At 67.4% G+C, this 13,253-nt stretch carries 13 protein-coding genes and 1 tRNA gene; 11 read left to right on the forward strand and 3 right to left on the reverse strand.

The annotated features are described in order from the left end of the window. The first annotated feature begins 45 nt into the window (after positions 1-45). The 10 genes from AC0VYP_RS07765 to AC0VYP_RS07810 all read left to right on the forward strand — a co-directional run bounded on the left by AC0VYP_RS07765 (position 46) and on the right by AC0VYP_RS07810 (position 9,353). Positions 46-474 carry a YjbQ family protein gene (locus AC0VYP_RS07765; RefSeq protein WP_285761043.1) on the forward strand — a complete coding sequence of 143 codons (429 nt, stop codon included), beginning with the start codon at positions 46-48 and terminating at the stop codon, positions 472-474. A 149-nt stretch (positions 475-623) separates the two neighbouring features. Further along, positions 624-1,055, forward strand: coding sequence for a DUF3052 domain-containing protein (locus tag AC0VYP_RS07770; RefSeq protein WP_285761044.1), 432 nt, complete (start codon positions 624-626; stop codon positions 1,053-1,055). Positions 1,056-1,181: 126 nt separating this feature from the next. Next, entirely contained in the window at positions 1,182-1,643 is a 462-nt protein-coding gene (locus AC0VYP_RS07775) for a peroxiredoxin (RefSeq protein WP_285761045.1), read from the forward strand. 21 nt (positions 1,644-1,664) lie between these two features. Next, positions 1,665-2,015 carry a hypothetical protein gene (locus AC0VYP_RS07780; protein WP_285761046.1) on the forward strand — a complete coding sequence of 117 codons (351 nt, stop codon included), beginning with the start codon at positions 1,665-1,667 and terminating at the stop codon, positions 2,013-2,015. A gap of 60 nt (positions 2,016-2,075) precedes the next feature. After that, a tRNA-Val gene (locus AC0VYP_RS07785) sits at positions 2,076-2,149 on the forward strand. Positions 2,150-3,738: 1,589 nt separating this feature from the next. Further along, positions 3,739-5,241, forward strand: coding sequence for a pectate lyase family protein (locus tag AC0VYP_RS07790; protein ID WP_475473216.1), 1,503 nt, complete (start codon positions 3,739-3,741; stop codon positions 5,239-5,241). Positions 5,242-5,489: 248 nt separating this feature from the next. Continuing rightward, positions 5,490-5,897, forward strand: a complete 408-nt coding sequence (locus tag AC0VYP_RS07795) for a hypothetical protein (protein WP_475473218.1) — start codon at positions 5,490-5,492, stop codon at positions 5,895-5,897. 207 nt (positions 5,898-6,104) lie between these two features. Beyond that, positions 6,105-7,289, forward strand: coding sequence for a cytochrome P450 (locus AC0VYP_RS07800; protein WP_475473219.1), 1,185 nt, complete (start codon positions 6,105-6,107; stop codon positions 7,287-7,289). Positions 7,290-7,509: 220 nt separating this feature from the next. Then, positions 7,510-8,079, forward strand: a complete 570-nt coding sequence (locus AC0VYP_RS07805) for a TetR/AcrR family transcriptional regulator (protein ID WP_285761049.1) — start codon at positions 7,510-7,512, stop codon at positions 8,077-8,079. An 89-nt stretch (positions 8,080-8,168) separates the two neighbouring features. Then, positions 8,169-9,353, forward strand: coding sequence for a GDSL-type esterase/lipase family protein (locus tag AC0VYP_RS07810; RefSeq protein ID WP_475474188.1), 1,185 nt, complete (start codon positions 8,169-8,171; stop codon positions 9,351-9,353). A gap of 64 nt (positions 9,354-9,417) precedes the next feature. Here AC0VYP_RS07810 and AC0VYP_RS07815 read toward each other — a convergent pair whose 3' ends face one another. Both AC0VYP_RS07815 and AC0VYP_RS07820 read right to left on the reverse strand, forming a co-directional pair. After that, complete coding sequence (locus AC0VYP_RS07815) at positions 9,418-10,332, reverse strand: aminoglycoside phosphotransferase family protein (protein WP_475473222.1); 915 nt, start codon at positions 10,330-10,332, stop codon at positions 9,418-9,420. 215 nt (positions 10,333-10,547) lie between these two features. Continuing rightward, positions 10,548-11,288: a sulfite exporter TauE/SafE family protein gene (locus AC0VYP_RS07820; protein WP_285761052.1), complete on the reverse strand. Its 741-nt coding sequence runs from the start codon at positions 11,286-11,288 to the stop codon at positions 10,548-10,550. A gap of 449 nt (positions 11,289-11,737) precedes the next feature. Here AC0VYP_RS07820 and AC0VYP_RS07825 point away from each other — a divergent pair, with 449 nt between their 5' ends. After that, on the forward strand, positions 11,738-12,505 hold the full coding sequence (locus AC0VYP_RS07825) for a bestrophin-like domain (RefSeq protein WP_285761053.1): 768 nt from the start codon (positions 11,738-11,740) through the stop codon (positions 12,503-12,505). A 69-nt stretch (positions 12,506-12,574) separates the two neighbouring features. Here AC0VYP_RS07825 and AC0VYP_RS07830 read toward each other — a convergent pair whose 3' ends face one another. After that, positions 12,575-13,204 carry a hypothetical protein gene (locus tag AC0VYP_RS07830; RefSeq protein WP_475473224.1) on the reverse strand — a complete coding sequence of 210 codons (630 nt, stop codon included), beginning with the start codon at positions 13,202-13,204 and terminating at the stop codon, positions 12,575-12,577. Between the last annotated feature and the right edge of the window lie 49 nt (positions 13,205-13,253).

Consider the following 13,253-nt stretch of genomic DNA (forward strand, 5'->3'; position numbering starts at 1 on the left):
GATCCGGCACGATTGTGCCGGGCCCATTGTGGGTAGCCGTTGCGCATGCGGACCAAATTGCTCGACCTGCATACCGGTGGGTCCGAGACCGTCACCGACATCACGCCCCAGTGCACCGACTTCGTTGCAGAGACCGGCGGGGACGGCCTGCTCAACGTTTTCGTCCCGCATGCGACCGCGGGAGTGGCGGTCATGGAACTGGGCGCCCGATCCGACGAGGACCTGCTCGCGGCCCTGGGCGACCTGCTGCCCGCGGACGACCGCTGGCGTCACCGCCACGGCTCGCCCGGACACGGAAGATCGCACGTGATGCCCGCGTTGATCGCTCCATACGCCACCGTTCCGGTGATTTCAGGGAGGCCCGCGCTGGGTACATGGCAATCTATCGCCATCGTGGACGTCAACATCGATAATCCGCATCGTCAGGTCCGGCTGTCGTTCTTGACGAGTTCCGCTGACGGGGCAGGATGGTAGAAGCAGAGCGCACGACGGGTGCGACGCGTTGACGGATCAGGTACCCAGCGTGTGAACTTAGCCAGCAACGGCGGGATCGACTCCGGAAACGGGACTAGTCGCGGCCGAGCCCGTAAGGAGCGGGCGACATCGAGTGGAGGAGGACTTTCGTGAGCGCGACCGCGGGTCAGGCACAGAGCGAACGTGGCCTGGCCGATCGACTCGGATTCAAGCCGGGTCAGGTGGTGCAGGAATTCGGGTTCGACGATGACGTGGATGAGCAGCTGCGCGCGTCGATCGCCGAGCGCACCGGCAGTGAGCTGGTTGATGAGGACTACGAGGACGTCGTAGACGCGGCACTGCTGTGGTGGCGCGACGATGAGGAGGATGACCTCACCGACGTGCTCGTGGACGTGTCGGCCACGATTGAGGGCGGCGGAACACTTCTGGTGCTGACCCCCAAGGCCGGCCGTGAGGGGCACGTCTCGCCCAGCGATGTCGCGGAGGCCGCGACGACGGCGGGACTGTCGCAGACCAGCGCTGTGAGCGCGGGATCCGACTGGTCGGGAACCCGACTGGTCCTGCCCAAGGCGCACCGCTGATTCGATTCTGCGAGCCCACCCGGCGACGCCGCAGGCGTCTGACCTAGGGCGGCACGTGCCGCCCGTCGGGCGATTGACGGGCGGCACAACAACGGAACTCGCGCATCAACGACCAGGGACGAGCCAATGTCGATCGAAGTCGGCCAGAACGCCCCGGACTTCGAGCTCTCCGACCAGCACGGTCAAACCGTGCGGTTGTCGGACTTCAAGGGCCGAGCCGACGTCTTCGTGGTGTTCTACCCGCTTGCCTTCTCCGGCATCTGCGGGGGAGAGCTGAGGGAGCTGCGCGACAGCATCGCGGACTTCTCCAACAGCGATGTGCGGCTGCTGAGCATCTCGGTCGATTCCATGTTCGCCCACCGTGTGTGGGCCGACCAGGAGGACCTGCAGTATCCGCTGCTCTCGGATTTCTGGCCACACGGCGCGGTCGCCCAGGCGTATGGTGTCTTCGACGATGCCAAGGGCGTCGCGCTGCGCGGTACCTTCCTCGTGGACAAGGAGGGGGTCGTGCGCTTCAAGGTCGTCAACCCGATCTCCGAGGCCCGCGATATCGAGGACTACCGCAAGGCCCTTGCCGAGCTGAGCTGACTCAACCACCAAGGAGAATCCATGCCCTGCTATCTGTGCGGGGCGCGGCAGGGTGACCCTGCCCGGGGCGCGCAGCCGTGGAAACGCGGGGTGCGCCACGAGCGCCAGGTACTGGTCTGTCCGGAATGCCAACTCACCCAGGACTGGAAGGCCGACATCGACAGGTGCGGCCATTGCCGGTCCACGTTCTTGATCTCGCGACTCGGCGAGATCGAGTGCCACGACTGCAGGACCGTGCGCGAGCAGACGGTCCCGATCCCTGTCCAGGACCGCTCACCCGTGGATGCGGCCCTCACCGACGAGGTCGAGCGCGCGCTGTCCCGCGCCTTGAGCGGCCTGACGGCCCCGCTCGCCCAACGGGCGCGCCGATAGTCGTGAAACCGGTAGTATCGGGTGGAGCCGCCCCGGTGAAAGCCGGGGTGAGCTGTGTCCGGGCGCGTAGCTCAGTTGGTTAGAGCCCTCGCCTTACAAGCGAGTGGTCGGAGGTTCGAGTCCTCTCGCGCCCACAGCCCTTTGACTACGAAAAACGCCCCTTGAACTGTGGAAACAGTTCAAGGGGCGTTGTCATGCCTTAGTGGCTGTCAGTGGTTGCTTGCGGCTTCTGACGGGTGGCTGCGCTGAATACGCGCTGAAGTTCTACGGGCGCCTCAGCGCCTCTTCGATCTGCTTCTTCGCACGCTCCTCCTCACCTACGAGGCACTTGGCGCAGATCTTTTTCAGCACCGCGACACCGTGACCGGCCCACTGGGCGATCGGCGTTCTCGGAGGCCCCGGCATCGAGCCGCCTGGAGACGCACGTGTGGCGCGGTGTGCAAGGTGTCGCCGCCATCGGGGCGATGTCGTCCCCATTTCGGTAAGCGTTATCCGCCGGGCGTGCCGCCGTGCTCCCCGATGGGTGATGGCGGAGAGCATCTCTGTCCCGGGTCCCAGTGGGACGCCCGCCTCCGAACTCCTGTTGTGCCGGCTCGTCCTTGCACTCTCGGGGGCGTTGTCGTGGGACGTGCAGCGGTAGGTGCGGGACGGCGCCCGCTGTCCCGCGGCCACGCGAGGCCTTCGGTGACCCGCCGTATGTCCGCAGGCTTCACGGGTGCGGGACGCAGCCGGGCCCCTCTGGTCGTTCGTCGCGGTGGGCGAGGGGGCCGCAGGACGGTGCCCTCGTGTGTCGAAGTACATTCGAGCGTGTTCTTGCATTTCCGGCAAATTTTATGTAGAGGCTCTTGAAGAGTCGAGGTTTGAACAAGACCGGTGGCCGTGTGAAGTTTTGTTCCGCAGGTGCGCGAGCCGGATGTCGCGTGACTTTCGGTGTTCCTCGACTTTTTGCGCCGAGCGATCGGGGCATCCGCGCGAGTTGTGAATCCTGGCGGTTTGCTCGGTTGGTCAACTCTGTGAATTTTTGGGATGATCTCGAAGCGTCCAGCCGTACTGACCATGGGGTTGGTGGTGCCCGCCCCGGTTGACGCGCGAGGAGAGGGCCTCCCGCCATCCGAGTGTCCGGCCGTTTGAATCAATGCGTCCAGGACCGTTCGCGATTTGGCTCGCAGGCGGTTCACGAAATCCCGTCCGATCCTTTCGATCGGGTGGGATCTTGTTATTTCCTGGCTCGTCGAAAGGTCCCGATACCGGTCCGAGAATTCCCTTTCCTTCAGGGCGCTTCGCGTGCCGTGGACGCCTTTTCCGGCCGCCCGGGGCAGCACGAGTTTTCTGTCCCGCCGTGGCTCCGGGGAGTCGCCGCCCGGGGTGGGGAGATGTCCGGGAGAGGGGCGGAAGGGCGCGTGCGCACCGGTTCCGATGCAGGCGGTCGCGACCGGGCGTCTGTGTCCGGTCCGCTGAGTCGTTGACGAGACGGACCAACGGGTTGCGCTCAGAAGCACCCGACTCGAATTTCGGCGTTGGATTTCAATGAAATCGCAGTACAAAGGGCGTAAAGCGAAGTCGGGGCGTTCGGTTCCCCCAAAAAAGGTTGCGGGAACCCTCTTGACATGGAAAGCGCTTTCTTTACTCTCGGAGGAAGTTACGCCAATGTTTTTTCTCTATTGCCGAAGGGTGAACAGTGAGGCGATCCATTACGCGTTGACTTACATCGACGCTGGTCACCATGGTCATGGTGACGGCCGGTCTGGCCCTGCCGATGTCCCCGGCATCGGCGCAGACCGGTGGCGCCACGGGGTACGCGAGCCAGAACGGCGGGACCACCGGCGGCGCGGGCGGACAGACGGTGCGGGCCACGACCGGAACCCAGATCCACCAGGCCCTGTGCAGCCGGCCCAGCACCAGTACACCGATCATCATCGAGGTGCAGGGAACCATCAACCACGGCAACACCTCCAAGGTGTCGGGCCCCGGTTGCGATACTGCTGCCGACGTGATCGAGCTCAAGAAGATCAGCAACGTCACGATCGTCGGCACTGGCAGCGGAGCCGTGTTCGACCAGCTGGGCATCCACATCCGGGAGTCCAGCAACATCATCGTCCAGAACGTGACCGTCCGGAACGTCAAGAAGTCCGGCTCGCCCACGTCCAACGGCGGTGACGCCATCGGGATGGAAAGCGGTGTCCGCAACGTCTGGATCGACCACGTCACCCTGGAGGCGTCGGGCGGGGAGTCGGAGGGCTACGACGGCCTCTTCGACCTGAAGAACAACACCCAGTACGTCACCCTCTCCTACAGCATCCTGCGCAACTCCGGCCGTGGCGGTCTGGTCGGGTCCAGCGAGAGCGACCGCTCGAACGGCTATGTCACGTACCACCACAACCGATACGAGAACATCGACTCGCGCGTGCCCCTGCTGCGCGGCGGCATAGGGCACATGTACAACAACCACTACGCGGGGATCCACGCGTCCGGCATCAACTCCCGGGCCGGGGCTCGCGCGAAGGTGGAGAACAACTACTTCGAGGACTCCAAGGACGTCCTGGGCACCTTCTACACCAACGAGAGGGGTTCCTGGGAGGTCGGCGGCAACATCTTCGACAACGTGACCTGGTCCAGCGAGGGCAACCAGAACTACCCCGCCGGGCCCAACCCGCGGTCCACCACGTCGGTGAGTATTCCCTACACCTACGGGCTCGATGACGCGGGCTGCGTGCCGGAGGTGCTGAGCCAGACCGCAGGTGCGGGCAAGGGCAACCGGGTCTCCGACGGCAACTGCGAAGCGGAGGAGCCGACCGACCCCACCGACCCCACCGACCCGACAGATCCCACCGACCCCACCGACCCCACCGACCCTCCCGCGGGGACCAACCTCAGCACCGGGGCCGGCGCCGACGGCTCCAGCAAGGCCGGCGGGACCAGCTACGGCAACGTCGTCAACGGCAACATGGGCACCTACTGGTCGCCGAGCGGCTCGACCGGTCGCATCTCGGTCAAGTGGGACTCCGGCACCGCGGTGTCCAGGATCAACATCCGTGAGGCGGTCGGAGCCGGAGGCAACATCGGTTCCTGGCGGGTCGTCAACAACGACACCGGTGCCGTTCTGGCCACCGGAAGCGGAGCGGGCGTCGTCACCTTCAACCGGACGACGCTTCGAAAGATCAATTTCGAGATCACCAGCTCGAACGGCACCCCCCGCGTCGCGGAGTTCGAGACCTACGCCGGTTAGCGTCGGCGGGCGGGCTACCTCCCGCGGCGGTAGCGAAGCCGACCTGTGACCGATCCGGCCGAGAGCACCGGAGCCGGCCGGTCCGTCCGAAGAACTGGGCGGGCCGGCCGTTCCGGCTGTTGACGCCAGGGCCGGGCCGTGGGGCCCTTCGGTTGGGGTTCAGGGAGTCACCGCCATGGCGATCGCCCATCCCCACCGGTCGGCACCGCCTCTGGCAGCGCCCCGATACGTCCGGGTGACCTGAGATCGTGGCCGGCCTGCTCGCTCCGGCGGCGGCCGTGGTCGCACCCGTGCTCTTCGGTCCGCTCGGCCCGTTGGACCTGGACTCGGTGACCTTCGGGCTGGTCGCCACCCCGTCGGCTTCGCCGCAGCGTGTGCCGGACCACATGCGCTGGATGCTCGTCGGTGTGGTGGCGGGCATGGTCGCCTTGATCGTCAAAAGTGTGCTGAGCCATGCCGGCACGTCCCTGAACGGTTCGACGCCAACCTCAAGACATGTACGACGACGCGGGTGGTGGCGGCGCGTGGCCGCTGCGGGCCCGACGGAGCGGGTCGGCCTCGGCTGCTTTCTGCCCCGTCCGTCGATGCGGGCCAGGGCGGTGGGTGGGAAGAGCACACCGCGAACCGGTCAGCCCGGTCGGCGGATTGTGGCCTGAATTTTTGCTCCGATGTTCCTCAAGTGCCGGACCTCCACCCAGTCGATTACTTATTGTTATCAATGATTGCCGAAAGTGATATCCCGGGGTTCTGGGCGGCGGGCGGCCATCCCTTCACTGTTACTCAAGGCAAAATCGCACCGTTCTCCCGCTGTCCTGGGCATTCGGGGCCTTCCACTCCGAACCTCCACACAGTCAGGGAGAGCCATGAACGAGACATTGCCCTACTTCCCCTTCGCTCACCACGGTGATGCCGTGAGCCCGGAATGTCGCCAATTGCAGGAGACGCGGCCCATCAGCCGCGTGCGCACTGCCTCGGCAGAGGCGTGGCTGATCACCAGTCACCCGATGGCCGTCCGGGCGCTTGAGGACGAACGCCTGTCCCCGGCCCTGAAAGCGGACCTACAGGCGCCCGGTCAGGTCCTCGGGATGCCTGCGGACGCGGTCTCCTCCATGGAGACCTTCGCGCGAGACGGACTGCGCAAGGAATTCCTGCGTGCCATTGCGCCTCCGCGCCTGGCCGAACTCGAACCCTGGGCCCGCGGGGCCGCGCGGTCCATTCTCGACGGGATCGCCGCGTCCCCGCAGCCGGTGGACCTGTTCTCCGGGTACGCCAGGAGGTTTCCGATCGCCCTGAGCTGTCGCCTGGTCGGCATGCCGCTCGCCGAAGGCGAGACGCTCGCGGAACTGAGCGAGGCAGTGATGTCGCTTCGCCCCCGGGAGCCCGACGCCTATCTCGACGACTGGCAGCAGCTGCGCGATTATTTCAGTGGTTTGTTGGCCCGCCCGGGCCTGCCCGACGGCGTCGCCCGTCGCTACCGTGATGCCAACGCGGCGCGCCCTCCCGCGGACCGCGTTGACGAGCCCCGGGTTGCCGATGCGCTGGCCTGGTTCTTCGAATCCAGCCACGTCAGCGCCTCCAGTGTGCTGGGACATGCCTTCGTGACCATGCTCGACCAGTGCGGGATGATGGAGCACCTGCGGGGTGATTCCGGGGACCTGTCCGGTGTAGTGGAGGAAGCGCTGCGCCACGCCCTGTTCCTGAACACCGGCCTGCAACGTGTGGCCAGGCAGGACATCGAGTTGGGCGGCGCGACGATACGCGCGGGCGAACTCGTGCTGATCAGTGCGGACACGGCCAACCGTGACCCCGAGGCGTTCCCCCGGCCCGAGTGCTTCGATCCGAGCCGTGCCGCCAAGGGGCATCTGGCGTTCGGGCACGGCGCGGGCCACTGCCCGGGCAGCGCCCTGGGGAGGCTGATGCTGAAAGTGGCGATCGGTGAACTCGCGGACCGGTTTCCCCGGATGCGCCTGGCTGTTCCGTGCACCGAGATCGAGTGGCGCGACGACCTCCTGAACCGTCGGCCCATCCGGATTCCCGTCAGCTGGTGAGTCCGGAGTCCGTTCGCGCGACGTGCGCCGGGCCCCTCCGTGGAGTGCTCGACGGCTGAGAGCGGCTGGTCGTCCCGGCCGCACCGCATGGCCGGGACGACCCGGGCGGATGCCGAGACGCAGCCGTCCGGCTCGCTTGCCAGCTTCCTGAAGGTTGGGATTATTTGCCTAAAGGTATTAGGCAAATGTACGATCCTTTTCGTCAAAGAGAAGGAGCGATATGGCACGCGCGGGACTGACGACGGAACGCCTCGCCCGAGCAGGGGCAGAGCTGGCCGACGAGGCCGGCTTCGACCAGGTGACCGTCTCCGCGCTGGCCAGACGGTTCGACGTCAAGGTCGCGAGTCTGTATTCGCACCTGAGGAACTCCCACGACCTCAAGACCAGGATCGCCCTGCTCGCTCTGGAGGAACTAGCCGACCGGGCCGCCGATGCCCTTGCCGGGCGCGCGGGCAAGGACGCGCTGACCGCTCTTGCGAACGTCTACCGCGACTATGCCCGCGAGCATCCCGGCCGCTACGCCGCAGCCCAGCTCAGGTTGGACCCGGAGACGGCGGTCGCGAGCGCCGGAGTCCGGCACGCCCAGATGACACGGGCGATCCTGCGCGGTTACGACCTGACGGAGCCGGACCAGACCCACGCCGTCCGGCTGCTGGGCAGTGTCTTCCACGGCTACGTGACCCTGGAGATGGGAGGAGGGTTCAGCCATAGCGCCCCCGACACCCAGGAAACCTGGTCACGGACGATGGACGCCCTCGACGCCCTGCTGCGGAACTGGCCCGCGTCCTGAGCGCCGCCGGTGCTTCGCCGCCGCCGGTCGATGCGCGCAGCGGCAACGGGTCAACGCAACCCCACACCCTCGACCAACAGGCTGACATGATGAGCACCCAGAACAACTGGACCACCACACCCATCACTCCCGACCTCCTGCGCGGCGCTCTCGACCTGGAGCACACCGAGCACGGTGTGCTTCCCCACCGGCTGCCGGCAGCGGCCCGTGCCCAGTGCGCCGATCCGCAGCTGACCATGGCGGAGTCCCAGCCTTCGGGGGTGCGGTTGGTCTTTCGGACCCGGGCCACTGCCGTCGAGCTCGACGTATTGCCCACCAAGCGCTCCTACACCGGCGCCCCGCCACGCCCCGACGGGGTGTACGACCTTGTCGTTGACGGTCGGCTCGTCGACCAGGCCGTCGCAGCCGGCGGCAACGCCCTGGTCATCGATATGGCCACCGGTGCCGCCGAGACCCGCCCCGGCCCGGTCGGCACCCTCCGTTTCACCGGTCTGCCCGATCACGACAAGGACGTCGAGATCTGGCTGCCGCACAACGAGACCACCGAACTCGTCGCTCTGCGCACCGACGCCCGCACCGAACCCGCGCCGGACCGGGGGCGAAAGGTCTGGCTGCACCACGGAAGCTCGATCAGCCACGGCTCCGACGCCGCCAGCCCCACCACCACCTGGCCCGCGCTCGCGGCCGCCCTCGGCGCCGCGGAGCTGGTCAACCTCGGCCTGGCCGGCAGCGCTCTGCTCGACCCCTTCACCGCCCGCGCCATGCGCGACACCCCCGCAGACCTGATCAGCCTCAAGATCGGCATCAACCTGGTCAACTCCGACCTGATGCGCCTGCGCGCCTTCGCCCCCGCGGTGCACGGCTTCCTCGACACCATTCGCGAAGGACACCCCACCACGCCGTTGCTCGTCGTCTCGCCCCTCCACTGCCCCATCCACGAAGACACGCCGGGCCCCTGCGCTGTCAACCTCAGTAGTCTCGGCGCCGGAGAACTGCGGTTCCGAGCGACCGGCGATCCTGGTGAGCGCGCCGCCGGGAAGTTGACGCTCGCCGTCATCCGGGAGGAACTGTCCCGTATCGTGCAGCAACGGGCGGCCGACGATCCGAACCTGGACTACCTCGACGGTCGTGCCCTCTACGGGGAGGCGGACTTCGCCGAACTTCCGCTGCCCGACCAGCTCCACCCGGACGCCGCCGCACACCGCCGCATCGGCGAACGCTTCGCCGAACTGGCCTTCGGCAACGGCGGCCCGTTCTCCACCGAGCCTGTCTGAGGGCCCCGCACCCTCAAGGCGGAGACAGCCGGCGGGCACGCCCCGCTCCTTCGCGCGACCGCGTTCAGCGATCGTCGGAGGCCCGGTCGGCGGCGAGGGCGTCCAGCGTGCGGCGGGTCGCCTCCGTCAGTTCCGTGCCGGGCTCGGGCAGGGCTTGGGCCAGTCCCCAGCCGCGTCCGCGCACCCAGGTGGCGTCGTTGACTCCGAGTGCCGATCGAAAGACCTGCCTGGTGTGCCGGGTCGCCAGAAACAGCCAGGCGGGGATCAGGTCGCAGGCGGGGTCGCCCACGGCCAGGGTTCCGAAGTCGATGACCGCGCTCAGCCGGCCGTCCTTCATCAGGAGGTTGCCGGCGGCAAGGTCGCCGTGCACCCACACCGGTGCCTTCCCCCAGGCCGGGGCGGACATGGCGGCCTCCCACACCCCGTTGAGGAGGGCCAGGTCGTAGCGCCCCTCCAAGGCGGCGATCTTGGGGAGTACGCGCGCCTCCACGGTGACCGAGTCGGCGCTGTCGCCCATGGCAACGCCGCGAAACCCGTTACTCCACTCGGGGGGAGGGCCGCCGGTGGCGTCCGCGCCCTGGAGCGCGGTGATGAACGCGGCCAGGTCCGCCGCCGCTCGGTCGGGTGCGTCCAATCGCTCGAACCGCATGTCCTCGCCGTCGATCCACCGGTAGACCGACCAGGGGAAAGGAAAGTCCGCGTCGGGTTCGCCCCGTCCCAGGGGGTGCGGGACGGGGAGCGGTAGGTACGGGGCGAGGCGGGGAAGCCAGCGTTGCTCACGTTCCACCTGGCCGGTCCATCGGGGACAGCGGGGGAGCCGTACCGACATCTCCTCGCCGAGCCGGAAGGTCATGTTGTCGTACCCCGGTTTGGCGACGGCCCGGACGGTGTGGCCGGACCATTGGGGGAACTGGGCGCTGATCAGTCGCGTGACCAGGTGGGAGTCGATACGCGGGTGGGATTTGCGGCTGGTGGGCAATGCGCACCCTTTCGCTCGGTCGGATGTCCATCCCATCCGCCGAAAGGAACGGCTGTCCACTTGTTTTCGGCCGCTCCCGAGTGACACCACGGCCCGTCCGCGCGCCTGTCGCCCGACACCGACCCGGACAGGCTTAAATGATCTACGTCGTAAAGGCGATGGTTGTGAGCAACGCATCGGTCATCGAAAGCCGGTCGGGCAAATGCGGTGCGGGTTCACGCCCACGCGTCCCAGGCGAGTTTGGCGGCCAGGCCCAGACCGGCCAGGCCGATGCCGATCCGCAGCGGCCGCATGGGGAGTCGCCGGACGATCGCGGGGCTGATGCGGCCACCGATGAAGAAGCCGACGGCGAGCGGGAGGACGGCCGCCCAGTGCACCGGTCCGAACACGGCGAACGCCAACGCGGCCACAGCGTTGGGTGCCACCATCACCACGTTCTTCAACGCGTTGATCCGGGCCAGTGTCTCGTTGAACAGTGCCAGTAGCAGAGCGAGCAGCAGGACTCCTGCGGCAGCGCCGAAATAACCGCCGTAGACTCCGATCGCGAACACCACGACCCCTGTTCTGGCGCGGTGGGACTCCGCTGCGTCGAACGTGCTGGGGCGCGGGGGGAGAAGCACCATCAACGATGCTCCTCCGACGAGTACCGGAACGACCCGGGCGAAGGTGTCGCCTGGGGCTGCGAGGAGCAGGGCACCACCACATGCGCCACCCATCCCGGCCAGGAGTGCGAAGCGGCGGATCCGGTGGCCTTGGCCCCGCAATTCGAGCCGCGACCCCGCGGTCGCCCCGATGCCGTTGAACACCAGGGCCACCGTGTTGGTGACGTTGGCGGCCACGGGCGACAGGCCCGTCGCCAACAGGGCCGGATAGGACACCAGGGACGCCAGTCCCGCGATTGACCCGGTCAAGCCGGCAAGAACGCCAGCTCCGAGCAGTAGTAACGCCTCAAGCATGGTTAGCGAGTCTAACGATCTGGGACTGCCGTCCCATGGGTGGCCCCGCTGCGGGGCGTCCACCAGTGGCGGGCCCGGTCTCCTTTCGCCCGTATTGATTGGCAAAAAGGAGTAATGGGGCATTGTTTTGCTTTTGGTGGTCCGGTGGTGGGTTCTGGTGGTCGCGTGCGGTTGGGGCTGCTGCTTTTCTGGTGATCGGCCTGTGCTTGGTGCTTCGGGTGGAGTAGGATTCGGATTGGATTTTCTGCCGACGATTCCCAATCATGGTCACCTGAAATTGATCAGCTGGTACTCGCGGGCTCTTTAGCCGTAATGGTTGGTTGAACCGGCGGATCTGCATGCAGTCGTACTGTTGATTGCCGCGCTTTGCACATTTCCCGGCGGACCCGGATCCCGGCGACAATCACTCCTCAGTTTCCCCGCGGCCTTGTACCCGGAAGAGAAAAACCTTGGAATTCGTCCTGATCACCGTTGCCGTTGCACTGCTCGCCCTGGGCGGGTTCTTCGCCGTGCGCAGGTACGCCATCTCCGACGACGACTGCGGTGGGCCGATCGGCTCGTTCGTCGCCCCGGGCGTGCTGGCCATCTACCTCGTCGCCGTTGCGATGGCCATCGTCATCGGCTGGGAGAACAACTCCGCGGCCCAGGACTTGTCGGTTAGAGAGTCGGCAGCCGCCACCGACCTGTACTGGAGTACCGGGGCGATGCCGGAGGAGGAAGGGGAGCGGGTCCGCGCCGCCCTGCGTGACTACCTCGGCTCGGTGATCGAGGACGACTGGCCGCTGATGGCGGCCGGGGCCATGAGCGATGTCGCCGAAGAACGCCTCGGTGAGCTGCGGATGAGCGTCGGGGCGATCACCGCGGACGATCAGAGCGCGGTAATGGACCGGATGCTCGCCCACCAGGAGACGGCGTCGCTGATCGAGTTGCGCATCGACCGCGGTGACACCGCCGGCCCCAACATCCCGACCCTGTTGCTGTTGGCGAGCGTCGTGAGCGCGGTCGCGGTCATCGTCATGCCCTTCGCCATGGGGGTCAAGGGATCTCCCACCCGCAGGTTCTGGGCGATCGTCAACCTCGCACTGGTGGCCGGCAGCGTGTTGGTGCTGTTCTTCATCGACAACCCTTATGCCGGCCTGCTGGCCCTGGACCCCGGCAGCGTCGAGGACACCCTGGCCGGGTTCGATCGGATCGACCAGATCTTCGCCGGGGTCTGAGGCGCCCCGCGGCTCCGCGGATCGATCACCGCGGAGCCTGTGCTGGAGCAGGCGCCGCATGTCCCTCGCTCAGGAGGAGCGCGAGCGCGACGACCCCACCGAGGCCCCCACGCACACCCCGATGATGATCAGCATGACCGCCATGGTCTGCGGGGTGCTGAGGCCGGCTGAGGGGCGGTCGTCGCCCGCGCCGTGTGCCTCCGTCACGATCGTCAGGAGCTCGGCCCGAACCGGTGGGGTCAGCGGCGCGGGTGGCGCCGACGGGAAGGCCGGTTCAGCGGCGGACGGGACCGGCTCGGGGGCCGGTTGCGGCATCGGCGGCACCACGACCGGAAACAGCGGGGCGGCCAGGCCGGGGGAGGGAGCCGGTGGGTCTGTGGCGGGAGCCGGGGGAGGCGCAGAGACGGAAGGCGCGGGGGAAGGGGAAGGCGCCGGTGGCGACGGCTGCGCGGACCAACTCGGGCTGGGCGTCGGGGGCGCGGGTGACGGTACCGGCGGATGACAGTACCCGAAGTGGCCGTAGACGACGGTGATCCATTCCAGGCATCCCACGACGTCGTCGTAGATCTCCACCCCGAGCCCGGGCAGGTCCTGGGCGGGCCCGGGAATCGTGTCGGGGACGGACGCGGTGGGAAGGCCGACCTCGGGGAGCGGAGGGCTCGGGGGGTCGGCCGGTGCGCCCCCTGTCGTGGCGGCCAACGCTGCGGCGCCGATGAGGAGCGCGCCCGTTCCCCGTGTCGCCGCCCGT

The sequence above is a fragment of the Nocardiopsis sp. iso_186 genome (assembly GCF_056173365.1).

Bases quoted from the DNA above. Each gene is read 5' to 3' on its own strand.
- AC0VYP_RS07765 (WP_285761043.1), top strand. From the start codon at position 46: ATGCGGACCAAATTGCTCGACCTGCATACCGGTGGGTCCGAGACCGTC.
- AC0VYP_RS07775 (WP_285761045.1), top strand. From the start codon at position 1,182: ATGTCGATCGAAGTCGGCCAGAACGCCCCGGACTTCGAGCTCTCCGAC.
- AC0VYP_RS07780 (WP_285761046.1), top strand. From the start codon at position 1,665: ATGCCCTGCTATCTGTGCGGGGCGCGGCAGGGTGACCCTGCCCGGGGC.
- AC0VYP_RS07790 (WP_475473216.1), top strand. From the start codon at position 3,739: ATGGTCATGGTGACGGCCGGTCTGGCCCTGCCGATGTCCCCGGCATCG.
- AC0VYP_RS07800 (WP_475473219.1), top strand. From the start codon at position 6,105: ATGAACGAGACATTGCCCTACTTCCCCTTCGCTCACCACGGTGATGCC.
- AC0VYP_RS07805 (WP_285761049.1), top strand. From the start codon at position 7,510: ATGGCACGCGCGGGACTGACGACGGAACGCCTCGCCCGAGCAGGGGCA.
- AC0VYP_RS07810 (WP_475474188.1), top strand. From the start codon at position 8,169: ATGAGCACCCAGAACAACTGGACCACCACACCCATCACTCCCGACCTC.
- AC0VYP_RS07820 (WP_285761052.1), bottom strand. From the start codon at position 11,288: ATGCTTGAGGCGTTACTACTGCTCGGAGCTGGCGTTCTTGCCGGCTTG.